General features: G+C 70.0%; 13 protein-coding genes. 8 read left to right on the top strand and 5 right to left on the bottom strand.

From position 1 onward, the window contains the following. The first annotated feature begins 73 nt into the window (after positions 1-73). Positions 74-604 carry a PadR family transcriptional regulator gene (locus ACOZ32_RS02110; RefSeq protein ID WP_205251066.1) on the top strand — a complete coding sequence of 177 codons (531 nt, stop codon included), beginning with the start codon at positions 74-76 and terminating at the stop codon, positions 602-604. Here the strand turns inward: ACOZ32_RS02110 and ACOZ32_RS02105 are convergent. From ACOZ32_RS02105 to pyrH, 3 genes are all read right to left on the bottom strand, one after another. Continuing rightward, positions 601-2403: a site-2 protease family protein gene (locus ACOZ32_RS02105; RefSeq protein WP_424334891.1), complete on the bottom strand. Its 1803-nt coding sequence runs from the start codon at positions 2401-2403 to the stop codon at positions 601-603. The genes ACOZ32_RS02110 and ACOZ32_RS02105 overlap by 4 nt on opposite strands. A gap of 79 nt (positions 2404-2482) precedes the next feature. After that, a complete protein-coding gene (lysS, locus tag ACOZ32_RS02100) occupies positions 2483-4129 on the bottom strand; it encodes a lysine--tRNA ligase (RefSeq protein ID WP_205251064.1) in 1647 nt (548 codons plus the stop codon). 4 nt (positions 4130-4133) lie between these two features. Further along, complete coding sequence (gene pyrH, locus ACOZ32_RS02095) at positions 4134-4859, bottom strand: UMP kinase (RefSeq protein ID WP_010903483.1); 726 nt, start codon at positions 4857-4859, stop codon at positions 4134-4136. A gap of 380 nt (positions 4860-5239) precedes the next feature. On the opposite strand from pyrH, the gene ACOZ32_RS02090 reads away from it, so the two are divergent. After that, positions 5240-5491, top strand: a complete 252-nt coding sequence (locus ACOZ32_RS02090; protein ID WP_010903482.1) for a DUF7123 family protein — start codon at positions 5240-5242, stop codon at positions 5489-5491. A gap of 83 nt (positions 5492-5574) precedes the next feature. Next, on the top strand, positions 5575-6687 hold the full coding sequence (locus ACOZ32_RS02085) for a site-2 protease family protein (protein ID WP_205251063.1): 1113 nt from the start codon (positions 5575-5577) through the stop codon (positions 6685-6687). Here the strand turns inward: ACOZ32_RS02085 and thiL are convergent. Further along, complete coding sequence (gene thiL / locus ACOZ32_RS02080; protein WP_205251062.1) at positions 6684-7550, bottom strand: thiamine-phosphate kinase; 867 nt, start codon at positions 7548-7550, stop codon at positions 6684-6686. The two genes, ACOZ32_RS02085 and thiL, sit on opposite strands and share 4 nt — an antisense overlap. Positions 7551-7701: 151 nt before the next feature. On the opposite strand from thiL, the gene ACOZ32_RS02075 reads away from it, so the two are divergent. From ACOZ32_RS02075 to truA, 5 genes are all read left to right on the top strand, one after another. Continuing rightward, positions 7702-8157, top strand: a complete 456-nt coding sequence (locus tag ACOZ32_RS02075; protein ID WP_010903479.1) for a 30S ribosomal protein S19e — start codon at positions 7702-7704, stop codon at positions 8155-8157. A 102-nt stretch (positions 8158-8259) separates the two neighbouring features. Next, positions 8260-8613 (top strand): DNA-binding protein, encoded by a 354-nt coding sequence (locus ACOZ32_RS02070; RefSeq protein WP_010903478.1) that lies wholly within the window; start codon positions 8260-8262, stop codon positions 8611-8613. 3 nt (positions 8614-8616) lie between these two features. Beyond that, positions 8617-9207: an alpha hydrolase gene (locus ACOZ32_RS02065; protein ID WP_010903477.1), complete on the top strand. Its 591-nt coding sequence runs from the start codon at positions 8617-8619 to the stop codon at positions 9205-9207. Between the two features lie 51 nt (positions 9208-9258). Further along, the gene (gene hisS / locus ACOZ32_RS02060) at positions 9259-10557 is read left to right on the top strand and encodes a histidine--tRNA ligase (RefSeq protein WP_010903476.1); all 1299 of its coding nucleotides are present in this window, start codon (positions 9259-9261) and stop codon (positions 10555-10557) included. A 4-nt stretch (positions 10558-10561) separates the two neighbouring features. Continuing rightward, entirely contained in the window at positions 10562-11362 is an 801-nt protein-coding gene (gene truA / locus ACOZ32_RS02055) for a tRNA pseudouridine(38-40) synthase TruA (protein WP_205252144.1), read from the top strand. On the opposite strand, the gene ACOZ32_RS02050 is transcribed toward truA, so the two are convergent. Then, positions 11359-12684: a M28 family metallopeptidase gene (locus ACOZ32_RS02050; protein ID WP_205252143.1), complete on the bottom strand. Its 1326-nt coding sequence runs from the start codon at positions 12682-12684 to the stop codon at positions 11359-11361. The two genes, truA and ACOZ32_RS02050, sit on opposite strands and share 4 nt — an antisense overlap. Between the last annotated feature and the right edge of the window lie 61 nt (positions 12685-12745).

The following is a 12745-nucleotide window of genomic DNA, read 5'->3' as shown; positions in this document are numbered from 1 at the left end:
AAAGCAGCCCGCAGTGTGACGGCGGCCCACCGACCGAAACCCTTTCACTGCGACCCCCGGAAGGTGGACGCAGATGCGAAAGAGTGGGCCGCCGAAGGGGCTCGTCTCCTACCTGGTGTTGGAGTTGCTTGACGAACAACCCCGGTACGGCTACGAGATCCTCAAGGAGATCGAATCCCTCTCCGGGGGCCACTGGGAGCCGTCCTACGGGTCGGTCTACCCCATCCTCTACAAGTTCGAGGAGAACGGGTACGCCGAGCGCCTCGACGTCGAGGACGAACCCGACCGGAAATACTTCGAGTTGACCGACGCCGGCCGCGAGGAACTCGCCGCGAAACGCGAGGAAGTCGGCACGGCGGGCACGGACCTCTTCGATGTCATCCTGGGGTTCTATCACATGTTCGCGGTGCTCGGCACCGACGACCGCTTCGACGTCGAAAACCCACCGGAAGGCACCGGGTGGCGCTTTGACGAGGCGTTCTCGGCGTGGATCGTCGAACAGGTGGTGCGCCACCACGAACATTACTTCTCGGAGTTCGAGCGCGTCCCCGACACCCCCGCGGAGTTCGCCGACCGCATGGGCATCGACGGCCCCGACGACTAGGACAGCAGCTCCGGCCCGAACAGCATCAACAACAGGCTGCACAGCATCAGCAACCCGATCCCGGTCGTGATCGCGCGCGTCGCCGTCTCCGGGCTCTCGAAGGGCAGTCGCACCGTCACCGCCTCCGCGGCCGACCGCAGCAGGTGGCCGCCGTCAAGCGGGAACGCCGGGATGCAGTTGAACAGCGCGAGGTTGAGGTTCACCCAGCCGGTCCACAGCAACACGTTCGCCGCGCCGAACGTCACCCAGTCCGGGAACACGCCCAGCACGCCGGTGACGTGATAGAAGCTCGCGTTCATCCCCGCGATCCCCGCGAAGTTGAACCCGAGGGTCGGATCCACGAGCCCGATCAGCGGCAGGTACAGCGCGATCACGACCGCCTGCAGGAAGCCCGTGATGGGGTCGTCTGCGCCGCCGAACAGCGTGCTGAGGTACGCCGACCCGGACGTCTCCCCGGAGAGCAGTCCGCGGTAGGTGTCGGCCGGATACAGTGTCGCCCCGAAGCCGTCGACGGCCACCCCGCTGACGCCGCGTGCGGGCGCGATCCCCATGTAGCTGGAGCCGTCGGACTGCTCGCCCAGCGTGATCTCGGTGGTGGTCCGACTCCCGTTGACGTACGCCCCGACGCTGATCGTGTCACCGGGGTCGCGGGCGTCGAGCTCGCCGCTGAGTGCGTCGTACGTGGGCACCCGTGTTCCGTTGACCGAAACCACGACCGCGTTGGTGCCCGCCGACAGGCCGTCCGTGGCGGCCGGCGCGTCGGGGATCGTCGTCACGAGCGCGCCCGCCGGTCCGGTCGCGGTCGCCGCGCCGTCGTTCAGTTCGAACGCCGCGACCTCGCGGTCGGCGAGCGCCGCCCGCAGCTCCGATTCGGTGCTGACCGTCGTGCCGTTGACGGCCGTGATGGTGTCGTTCGTGGTGATCGACAGCGGCGAGTTCGACGCGTTCGCGACCACCGACAGCTGCCGCTCGACGCGCACCGTCTCGTTGCTGGCGAGGGTCACCGGCACCGTGGGGTCGTCGTACTCGTCGAGGGCCTGCCTGAACGCCGTGTTGTTCGCCACCGGCGCGCCACCCACCGCGGTGATGCGGTCCCCCCCGGAGAACCCGGCGGCGGCGGCCGCCGTCCCGTCGTGGACTTCCCCGACGAGGCCGCCGTCCGAAACCGCGACCGCGCCCGCAACCGGCCCGAACAGCAACGCCAGCGTCACCACCACAACGAGGAAGTTGTTCGTGACGCCGGCAGCGAACATCCGGGACTTCGACCCGCGGTCGGCGTCCGCCTGGCTGTCCTGGTCCGGTTCGACGAACGCGCCCACGGGCAACACCGCCAGCAGCGCCACGCCCATGGACTCGACGTCGATGCCCTCGACGCGACACATCAGCCCGTGGCCGAACTCGTGGATGACGATCCCGATGAACAGCCCGGCGATGATCTCCGGCGCAACCGACAACGGCAGGAAGTCGTTGACCCCCGGGATCACCAGCACGTTCGACGGCTGGCTGATGCTCGTTGGCTCCGGCGGATTCAGCAGCGTCGTGATGGCCACCAGGACGAGCGCGATCAGCACGCCGACCAGCACGACCGACGCCAGCCCCAACCCGAAGTTCCCCCACGCGCGCCACAGCCGCTTGGGGGTCGCCATCCAGTCGAGAAACCGCTTCCCGCGCTTCGTGTGGAGGGTCGTTATCGGGCCGCTGGTGTGCACGAACGACGGCAGCAGGCCGCGGCTCTGCGCCCACGACACCGCCGCCCAGTACGCGAGCAGCCCGACCAACAGCAGCTGCCAGGTTTCCATTGTCCGTTGCTTCGGGGGTCTAGGTCAAAAGGAGTTCGGGGATGGATCGCCCGCTCCACCGCCGTCCACGGGGCGGCGTTCAGCCCTCGCGGCGGAGCCGCGTGACCACGAACTCGCGGTCGAGCTTCGCGAGGAACGGCCCCAGCTTCGGCCCCTGGTCCTCGTCGAAGAACAGCCGGTAGCCCGCCGCGAAGAACGCGCCGATGTCGATGTCGTGGCGCTTGGCGGCCTCGTAGATCTCGCCCTGCAGCGCCTCCCCGTCGGGGTCCTCGCTGTCGAGGAACGCCGCCAACTCGTCCAGCGCCGCCGCCGTGGCGTCGTCGAAGTCGTGTGCGGGGATCTCGGCGCGCGCGAGCCGGTAGTTGAACTCGTTGTTCGTGCGGCGCGCCCACTCCCGGGCGCGCTCAACGCGCGTGAGCGCGTCCGCGACGGTGTCGGCGTCAGCGTCCGCGGGAATGTGCCCCTCGCGGCGCGCGATCTCCTCGCGCAGGGCGGAGTCCTCGGTCATCCCCAGCACCGCCGCGAACGTGAACGGGATGCGCACGCGATCCGCGTCGATGTCGTCGACGAGCAGCGGGTACACGCGGGCGGCGCGCTCGCGTTCGTCCTCGCTGGCGTCGGCCGCCTCGCCGAAGTACACGCGCTCCATGCGATCGAACTCGTCGACGAGCTGGTCGAGGTGCTCGATGGAGAAGTCCCGCGCGCGGCGGGGGTCCTTGCTGAAGAAGTACCGCACCACCGGCAGCTCCAGCAACGCGAGCACGTCCTGGACGAGGATGACGTGGCCGGCCGACGAGCTGAACGGCTCCCCGTCGAGCGTGAACCACTCGTACACCATGGGGGTCGGTGGCTCGTCGCCGAGCACGTTCCGGGAGATGTCCGTCCCGGAGGGCCACGACCCTTCGGCGTGGTCTTTCCCGAACGGCTCGTAGTCCACGCCCAGCGTGCGCCACTGCGCCGGCCACTCGAAGCGCCACGGCAGCTTCCCCTCGCGGAGGGTCGCCGTGCCCTCGTGACCACACCCCTCGATGGTCTGGTCGCCGGCGTCCATGTCGGTGCAGACGTACTCGACGGTGCCGGCGTCGGCGTCGACGTCGGTGACCGTCTCGGTCACCTTCCCGCACGCCTCACAGATGGGGTTGAACGGCACGTACTCCTCGTCGACTTTGTCCTGGTATTCACCCAGCACGTCGCGGGCCGCCGTGACGTGCTCCAGGAGGTACCGCGTGACCTCCTCGAACCCGCCGTTGGCGTAGGTCTCCGTGTTCGAGACCATCTCGACGTCCACGCCCAGGCGGTCCGCCGAGGACTGAATGAGGTTCGAGAAGTGCGCGCCGTAGGAGTTACAGCACCCGAAGGGGTCGGGGATCTCGGTGTAGGGCGCGCCGAGGTTCTGCCCGAGCGCGCCCGCGTTCACGTCCCCGAGAGCAACGACCTCCCCGTCCAGGTCGGCGAGCTTCCGGGGCAGCCCCCGCAGCGGGTCGCGGTCGTCGCTGGTGAACACCTGGCGTACCTCGTGGCCGCGCTCGCGCAACACCGCCGCCACGAAATACCCGCGCATGATCTCGTTCATGTTGCCGAGGTGTGGCACGCCGGACGGCGAGATCCCGCCCTTGATCACGATCGGTTCCTCGGGGTCGCCGTCGAGCACGCGGTCGGCGGCGGCGTCAGCCCAGAACAGGCGACCGCTGCCGTCGTCTGCGTACGGGTCGTCGTCAGGATGCATGGTCTTACTCCTGGTTGTCGGCCCAGTACGTCATCTGGTTGTCGGTGCCGTCGGGGATCACGTCGGTGCCGTCGTGCTCGCCGAAGCGCACCGCGTCCACGATGCGGCGGGGGTCGGTCCCGTCGAGCACGATGGTGCGGACGCCGGAACGCTCGATGAGCTTCGCCGCCAGCAAGTCCACGGGTGCCGACGATCCGGCGTTCATCTCGATGTCCGCGATGATGTCCACGAGCTCGCCCGCCGTCATCCGCGTGAAGTGCTCGGCGTCGGCGTCCTCGTTGGGGTCCGCGGAGAACACGCCGGGCACACTGGTCGCGTACAACAGCAGGTCGGCGTCGGTGTACTCCGCGAGCGCGGCGCTCACGGCGTCGGTCGTCTGCCCGGCGACCACGCCCCCCATCACCGCGATGTCGCCGCGCCGCATCGCCTCCCCGGCGTCCTCGTAGTCTTCGGCCGGGCTGGGCGCTGCGTCACCGCCCAATGCGGCGATGAGCAGCCGGGCGTTGAGCCGCGTCACGTCGACGCCGATGTCATCGAGCTCGATCTCGTTGGCGCCGAGCTCGCGCGCTGTTCCGATGTAGTCCCGTGCGACGCCGCCGCCACCGACCACGGCCCCGACCTCACAGCCGGCGTCGGTCAACTCGTTGATGGCGTCGGCGTGGGCGTCGACTTGGTCGGCGTCCAAGCCGGGCGCGAGCACGCTGCCGCCGATAGAAACCACCACTCGCATACTACAGCCCGGTAGCCCGGTGGCGTGCTTAAGGGTTGTCAACTGATCGCGCGTGCAGCCGTTAGACGGCCGGAAGAAACACTCCTGCGACGTTCGGGGCCGCCTGGCTCCGGTGCGCGCGCCACGACTGCCGGCACTGTCACCTCCCGATCGTCTGACGTGTCGATGACAGCCCCCGCTGTCACCCGGCCTAGGAGATGCTGTCGTCTCCCACCCAAAATAAACTCTGAAACACGAGTATAAACTGTCTAATTGGCTCTAAGCACGTTATAAACTGTACGTACCCCCTCAGTTCACGGGGTGAAACGGCCGAAATCAGCCCGAACGTTCCTTCTGTTATAACCCATCCTGGGCGGTACACGAAAGCGAGGCCAGACACCATGAGCGCACCCAACTCCCCCTCCAGTGAGGCCGAGTCGCAGGACAAGGAAACGCGCCTGAAGTCCTACCTCCGCGAGAAGGCCGACGACGGCGAGCTCTACTTCAAGAGCAAGTTCATCGCCGACGATGTCGATCTCTCCCCCAAGGAGATCGGCGCTCTGATGGTGAAACTCTCGAAGTCCGCCACCGACATCACCGTCGAGAAGTGGTCGTACACCAGCGCCACCACGTGGCGCGTCCAGCCCGCATAACACCCCTCCCCCGCCACTGCGTCCCCGTTTTCGCCGTGCAACACCCATAGTGGTTAAGCGGCTGTAGCCGCTACCACGCTTCAATGCCGCCTGAATCGCCAGCGGACGCGCCCTCCCCGGCCGCCTTCGGCGACCGCTTCGACGTGTACGACGTCCAACACCGGGACGACGAACTCCTCTACTTCGGGCAGCCCGGTGCCGACCGAGCCACGATCGAGCGCGAACTCTGGCCGCTGTTCCGCGAGCACGGCTACGACGTCAGGCTCACCGACCGCACCGGCGAGCGCGTGCTCGTCGCCACGCCAGCCGACGCCGCTGACACCGACACCGGGGTGCCGTGGACGAACGTCGCGTTGTTCCTGGCGACGCTCGCCTCGACGCTGTTCGTGGGCGCGAACTGGTATTACGTCGACCCGTTCTCGCCCGCCGTCGTGCGCGCGATCCCGTTCACGCTCGCGGTCATGGGCGTGCTGGGCACCCACGAGCTCGGCCACTACGTGATGAGCAAACACCACGACGTCGACGCGACGCTGCCGTACTTCATCCCGTTCCCGTCGCTGTTCGGCACGATGGGCGCGGTCATCCGGATGCGCGGCCGAATGCCCAGCCGCAACGCCCTCTTCGACATCGGCGCAGCCGGGCCGCTGGCGGGTCTCGTCGCTGCCGTCGTCGTTTCCGTGATCGGGCTCGTGTTGCCGCCGGTGACGGTGCCCCCGGGGGTCGCGAACTCGGCCAGCGCCGTTCACGTGGACTTCGGCTACCCGCTGTTGCTGCGCGGGATCGCGGCCGTGCTCGGCGAGCAGTTCGCGTACGCGGACCCACGCACAGCCGTCAACCCCGTCGTGATGGGCGGCTGGATCGGCATGTTCGTCACGTTCCTGAACCTGCTGCCGGTCGGCCAGCTCGACGGCGGGCACATCCTCCGGTCGCTGGTCGGCGAGACCGCCGGTCGCTTCGCGCCGCTCGTGCCGACCGCGTTGCTCTCGCTGGGGGCCTACCTCTGGATCGTCCGAGACGCCGGGAACGCCGCCGGCATCTGGCTGCTGTGGGGTGTTCTGGCGTCGGTGGTGTCGCTGTCCGGCACCGTCACGCCGGTCGACGACCGGCCACTCGACCGCCGGCGCGTCGCGCTGGGCGTGGTGACGTTCGTCCTCGGCGCGCTGTGTTTCATGCCGGTCCCCATCCAACTCGGCTAATGCGTCCAGCCGTCGTCGGCCAGCGCGTCGCCGTCGAGGCACACGCCGTCGGCCGCCGCGGTGACGCGCCCGACGACCGACAGCGACCCGGGGACCGCCGCCCGCGCCGCCTCCACGCGCTCGGGCGGCACGGCCGCCACCAACTCGAAGTCACCGCCGAAGGACACCGCGCGCTCGACGGGGTCGGTGGTCACCTCCGCGAGCGCGTCCGCCACCGGGAGGCGGCCGCTGTCGACCGCCATTCCGCAGTCGCTGGCCGCCGCGAGCTGGTGCAACGACCGCGCCAGCCCGTCGCTTGCGTCCATCATCGCGGTCGCGTGCGCGCCGAGCACCTGCCCGGCGGCCACCCGGGGCATGAACTGGAACAGGTCGTTGGCGCGGTCAGTGTCGCCGGCGTCGAACAGCGCCATCGCGGCCGCGCTGCGCCCCAGCGACCCGGTCACGACCACGCTGTCACCCGGCCGGGCACCGCTGCGCGCGACGCGGTGGTCGGCGTCACCGATCGCCGCCGTCGCCACCGTGAACTCGCTGTGCCCGTCCAGGTCGCCGCCCACGTACTCCGCGCCGACGGCCGTACAGACGTCGCGTGCACCGGTCACGAACGCGGCCAGCTCGTCGTCGTCGAAGCCCGGCGCGCCGTAGGCGGCCACTGCGGCGGTCGCGGTCGCGCCCGTCGCGGCGACGTCCGACAGCGACGCGCCGACCGACCGCCAGCCCGCGGTGTACCTGGTGGTGCCCGACGGGAAGTCCGTCGCGTCGTGGAGCATGTCGATCGTGAGGGCGGTGTCACCGACGACTGCGGCGTCGTCGCCGGCGCGTGAGACGAGCCCGCCGACAAGCTCCAGGGCCGCACGCTCATCCATACCACGCGGTTGGCAACCACCGGTGATAAGCCCCCGGAAAGCCGCCACGGCACCCGGCCGCTGCCGCCGGGGTGGCGGTCACGCACGCCGGTGTGGCCGCCTCGCGCCGCCTAACGATGCCTTTAAACGAATCAGGGACGACGTGCCTGCAATGGCAACTCTCTACGACGCCCCCGTGGACGAGCTCATCGACGAGCTCGCCGCGGACCTCGAAACGCGACTCGACGAGCCGGACTGGGCGAACTACGCGAAGACGGGCGCGGGCCGCGAGCTTCCCCCCGAGCAGTCTGACTTCTGGGCGACCCGTGCGGCCAGCCTCCTGCGGAAGGTCGCCATCGACGGCCCGATCGGTGTCAAGCGCCTCTCGGAGGCCTACGGCTCCACGACCTCGGGCTCGAACCGCTACGTCGTCGCGCCGTCGACGACGACCGCCGGCTCCCGGAACATCGTGCGCACGATCCTCCAGCAACTCGAAGCCGAGGGCCTCGTCGAGCAACAACACGACCACGGCCGCGTCGTCACCGGTGACGGCCGCAGCCTCCTCGACGAGACCGCCGGCGACGTGATCGAATCCCTCGATCGCCCGGAGCTCGAACGCTACGCGTAACGCTCGCCGACGCGACGCCGCCACTTCTCGTTCGGGTAGCGCCGGCAGCAGTCGACGCTGTGCACAACAATTAACACGACTCGCGGCCAACTGTCATCCAGTATGAGTGGGAACCCTGACGACGACCGACTAGAGGAGCTTCGCCAGCGAAAGAAAGAGCAGCTCAAGCAACAACAGCAGGGCGGCGACGCGGAGCGTGAGGCCCAACAGCAGCAGGCCCAGCAGGCCGAACAGCAAAAGCAGGCGATGCTCAAGCAGAACCTCACCGACGGCGCGCGCAAGCGCCTGAACACGATCCGCATGAGCAAGCCGGAGTTCGCCGAGCAGGCCGAACAGCAGGTCCTCGCACTGGCCCAGTCCGGACGCGTGCAGGGCCGCATCGACGAGGATCAGATGAAAGAGATCCTCCGCGAACTCAAGCCCGACTCCCAGAGCTTCAACATCAATCGCCGATAAGCGATGGAACTGGGCCTGCTTTACAGCGGCGGGAAAGACTCCACGCTGGCCGCCCTCGTTCTCGATCGGTTCTACGACATCACGCTCGTCACCGTGCATTTCGGCATCACCGACGAGCACGCCCACGCCCGCGCTGCGGCGGCTGAGACCGACTTCGACTTCGAGGCACTGCAGTTGGACCGCGGGGTCGCCGACGACGCGGTGGCGCTGATGGTCGAGGACGGCTATCCGCGAAACGGCATCCAGCACGTCCACGAGCACGCCCTGGAGGCGGTCGCGGAGCGCTTCGACGCGGTCGCGGACGGCACGCGCCGCGACGACCGCGTGCCGACGGTGTCGCGGGCGCACGCCCAGAGCCTCGAAGACCGCCACGGCGTGGATTACGTCTCCCCGCTGTCGGGGTTCGGACGCGGCGCGATCGACCGACTGGTGGCCGCCGAACTCGACGTCGAAACCGGCCCGAGCGAGGAGATCCCGCGCGCGGACTACGAGGCGGAGCTGCGGGCGCTGCTGGCGGCCGACCGCGACGACACCGCGATCAGCGACGTGTTCCCCGAGCACGACCAGACGTACGTGCACGGGCTCCGCAACTAGGGTGGGCGTCGAACGGAAGCTTTGAAGCGCCGGACGCGACAACCGCACTCCATGTACGACCGACTCAAGGGGTTTCGTGACTTCTACCCCGCGGAGATGGGGCCGCGGCGCGCGGCGATCGACGCGATCGAGGACGCCGCCGCCAGCTACGGGTTCCGTGAGGTTGGCACGCCCGCCATGGAGCGCACCGAGATGTACGTCGACAAGTCCGGCGCGGAAATCGTCGACGAGCTGTACTCGTTCACCGACCAGGGCGGGCGGGACGTGGCGCTCACCCCGGAGCTGACGCCGACCGTCGCGCGCATGGTGGTGGCCAAACAGCAGGCCCTCTCGAAGCCGATCAAGTGGTACTCCTCGCGGCCGTTCTGGCGCTACGAGGAGCCCCAGCAGGGGCGGTTCCGGGAGTTCTACCAGACCAACCTCGACATCTTCGGCACGAGCGATCCGCGCGCCGACGCCGAGGTGCTCGCGGTCGCCGCCGACGGTCTCACGTCGCTCGGGCTCACGGGCGCGGATTTCGAGTTCCGGGTGAGCCACCGGGACATCCTCGGCGGCCTGCTGGCCGCGTTCGACGCCACGGTGGACACCGAGGCGGCGATTCGCACCGTCGACAAACGCGAGAAAATCGAGCGCGCGGCGTACCTCGATGACCTGGCGGCGGCGGGGCTGTCATACGATCAGGCCGAGCAATTCGACGACCTCCTGGACGGCGACGACCTCGACGCGCTCGTGTCGTTCGCGGGCACCGACCGGGTCCGGGACGCGGTCGCGAACCTCCGGAACGTCCTCGATGCGGCCGAAACCCTCGGCGTCCGCCAGTACTGTGACGTGTCGCTGACGACCGCCCGCGGCCTGGATTACTACACGGGCGTGGTGTTCGAGTGCTTCGACTCCACGGGCGACGTCGGGCGCGCGGTGTTCGGCGGCGGCCGGTACGACGACCTCATCGAGCGCTTCGGCGGGCAGCCCACGCCGGCGGTCGGCGTCGCGCCCGGCCACGCCACCCTCAACCTCCTGTTGGAGAACGCCGGCGTGCTCCCCGACGACGAGTTCACGCCCGACTACTACGTGCTCCAGGTCGGGGACACCGACGCCGAAGCCGCCGACGTCGCGAGCGCGCTGCGCGAGCGCGGTAACCGCGTCGACACCGACATCACCGGGCGCAGCTTCGGCGCGCAGATGAACTACGCCGACAACGTCGGCGCGGACACCGTCGTGATCGTCGGCGAGCAGGACCTCGCTGACGGCAACGTCACCATCAAGAACATGGCGTCCGGCGAGCAGACGACCGCCCCGATCGCGGCGTTCCCCGGCGCGCACGACGCGCCGCGGGTCGAGGACTTCGCGTAACCGGATGCCGCGTCGCGCGTTCCGGGTCGCCTACGACGGCCGCCCATACCACGGCTTCCAGCGCCAGCCCGACGTCTCCACGGTGGCCGGCGAGCTGTTCGGCGCGCTGCGCCGCCTGGACGTCTTCGACGGCGCGAAACCGTCGGGGTACGCCGCCGCCGGGCGGACGGATGCCGGCGTGTCCGCGCGCGCCCAGACGGTCGCCTTCGACGCGCCGGCGTGGCTGACCCCCGACGCGTTCACCGGCGCGCTTCCGGACCCCATCCAGGTGTGGGCGCACGCCGACGCGCCGCCGGAGTTCCACGCCACCCACGACGCGGTCGCGCGCACCTACGTTTACTACTGGTACGCCCCCGACAGTCGGGCCACCGACGACCGCGCCGCCGGGGCGCTCGACCGGCTCACCGGGACACACGACTTCCACAACCTCACCCCCAACACCACCAACACCGTCCGCGAGTTGGACGCCACCCTGGACCGCGACGGGGCGTTTCGCGTCATCACCGTCCGGGCCGGCGGGTTCTGTCGGGAGCTCGTTCGCCGCGTCGTCTCGCTCGTCCAGCTCGTCACCGAGAGCGGTGACACCGACCGGATCGACACCGTGCTGGGCGACGAGCCGGTTGCCGGCCCGGACGGCGTGCCGCCCGCTGACCCACACCCCCTGGTGCTTCACGCCGTCGCCTACGACGGCCTCTCGTTCACCGTCGACGAGGACGCCGCCGAGCGCGCGCGAACCACGTTCCGCGCAGCCCGCGCGGACCACCACGAGCGCGCCCGCGTCGCCGGCCACCTCGCCTCGATCTAGTCCCAGGCGGCCGGCCAGACGTCCGCGGCCATCATCCCCGACCGCATGCCTGCATCGACGAGGCGCTGGCGGAGCGTTGCCTGGCTGGCACGGGGGATGGTCGTGTCCTCGCGCGCGAGTTCGCGGACGAGCAGCGCGGCGAGCATGCCGTGCTCGCGCAGCGTCCGCGCGTCGACTTTGTCACGGGTGTCGGCCTGCGTGTGTCCCCAGCCGCGGCCCCGCTCGGGGGTGACCGAATGCAACTGCACCGCGGGGACGCCCGCCCGGAGGAACGGCCAGTGGTCGCTGTACGGGTGCAGCGTGTCGACCACGTCGATCGGGTGCCCGGTCGCGTCCTCGACCGCCGCCAGCACGTCCGCGAACGCGGGGGTGGCGTGCAGGAACGCCCGCAGCGTCCGATACCGGCCCGCCCCGTCGAGGTTCACCACCGCGCGCACGGCGTCGGTGTCGAGGCTGTCCGCGAGCGCGCTCGCGCCCACGAGCCCGACTTCCTCCCCGCTGACCGTGCCCAGCCGCACGCGCGTCTCCAGGACGGACTCCATCGCGGCCAGCACGCGCGCGGCCGCCACCAGGGTGGCCACGCCACAGCCGTTGTCGAGTGCGCCCTCGCCGATGTCGTGGGCGTCGTGGTGCGCGATCACGACCACCTCCGTGGGCGTGTCCGGCCCGAGCACGCCGTGCGTGTTGACGCCCGTCCCTGGCTCGGTGTGCGCGTCGACGGTCAGCTCGGCCGCCCCGCCCCGCTCGGCGTACGACTCCAGCCACGACCCCACCTCCCCGGAGACGCTGGCGGCGGGGCGCTCGCCCACGCGGCCACCGCGGAGTGCACCCGTTTGGGGGAGTTGGCCGTCGCGCTGGTTGTGGAACACGAACCCCGCTGCCCCGCCCGCCACCGCCCGGCCGTACTTCTCCATGCGGTGGACGCGATCGCCCCCCGGCGGGCTGCCCGTCGACGCAACCACGACCGCGCCCTCGACGTCGACCCCGTCGAAACCGGCCGGCGCGCCGTATCCCGCCGAGACCAGTCGCCCGGTCGCCGTGCCGGCGGGCGCATACGGCAACGCGATGGCGTCGAACGCCCGCTCGTCGGGCGCGGTCACGCGCAGCGCGCAGTCCCCCCGCGTCCACACCGGGAGGGGGAACGGCTCAGTGGTCGCGTCACGAACCCCGGCCTCGCCCAGCGCGTCCACGACGTGTTCGGCGGCCCGGCGGTCGCCGGCGTGGCCCGCCATCCGGGAGTCGAGCGCCGTGAGCGCCGTGAGCACGTCCCACGGCGTGTCATCGGTCCATGCCTGTCCGAGCGCCCGCGGCACAGCGTCCATGCCGCCCGCTACGTCGGGCACCGGGTTAATTTCGGGGGCCGTCGCCGGCAATCACCCGGTT

The organism is Halobacterium sp. MBLA0001, assembly GCF_049705385.1.
Classification (GTDB): Archaea; Halobacteriota; Halobacteria; order Halobacteriales; family Halobacteriaceae; genus Halobacterium; species Halobacterium salinarum.
The sequence above is the reverse complement of the archived record's forward strand: the minus strand, read 5'-3'. Positions and strand labels throughout refer to the sequence as shown.

Bases quoted from the DNA above. Each gene is read 5' to 3' on its own strand.
- ACOZ32_RS02110 (WP_205251066.1), top strand. From the start codon at position 74: ATGCGAAAGAGTGGGCCGCCGAAGGGGCTCGTCTCCTACCTGGTGTTG.
- ACOZ32_RS02105 (WP_424334891.1), bottom strand. From the start codon at position 2,403: ATGGAAACCTGGCAGCTGCTGTTGGTCGGGCTGCTCGCGTACTGGGCG.
- ACOZ32_RS02085 (WP_205251063.1), top strand. From the start codon at position 5,575: ATGCCGCCTGAATCGCCAGCGGACGCGCCCTCCCCGGCCGCCTTCGGC.
- ACOZ32_RS02075 (WP_010903479.1), top strand. From the start codon at position 7,702: ATGGCAACTCTCTACGACGCCCCCGTGGACGAGCTCATCGACGAGCTC.
- lysS (WP_205251064.1), bottom strand. From the start codon at position 4,129: ATGCATCCTGACGACGACCCGTACGCAGACGACGGCAGCGGTCGCCTG.
- ACOZ32_RS02090 (WP_010903482.1), top strand. From the start codon at position 5,240: ATGAGCGCACCCAACTCCCCCTCCAGTGAGGCCGAGTCGCAGGACAAG.
- ACOZ32_RS02065 (WP_010903477.1), top strand. From the start codon at position 8,617: ATGGAACTGGGCCTGCTTTACAGCGGCGGGAAAGACTCCACGCTGGCC.
- pyrH (WP_010903483.1), bottom strand. From the start codon at position 4,859: ATGCGAGTGGTGGTTTCTATCGGCGGCAGCGTGCTCGCGCCCGGCTTG.
- ACOZ32_RS02050 (WP_205252143.1), bottom strand. From the start codon at position 12,684: ATGGACGCTGTGCCGCGGGCGCTCGGACAGGCATGGACCGATGACACG.
- thiL (WP_205251062.1), bottom strand. From the start codon at position 7,550: ATGGATGAGCGTGCGGCCCTGGAGCTTGTCGGCGGGCTCGTCTCACGC.
- hisS (WP_010903476.1), top strand. From the start codon at position 9,259: ATGTACGACCGACTCAAGGGGTTTCGTGACTTCTACCCCGCGGAGATG.
- ACOZ32_RS02070 (WP_010903478.1), top strand. From the start codon at position 8,260: ATGAGTGGGAACCCTGACGACGACCGACTAGAGGAGCTTCGCCAGCGA.
- truA (WP_205252144.1), top strand. From the start codon at position 10,562: ATGCCGCGTCGCGCGTTCCGGGTCGCCTACGACGGCCGCCCATACCAC.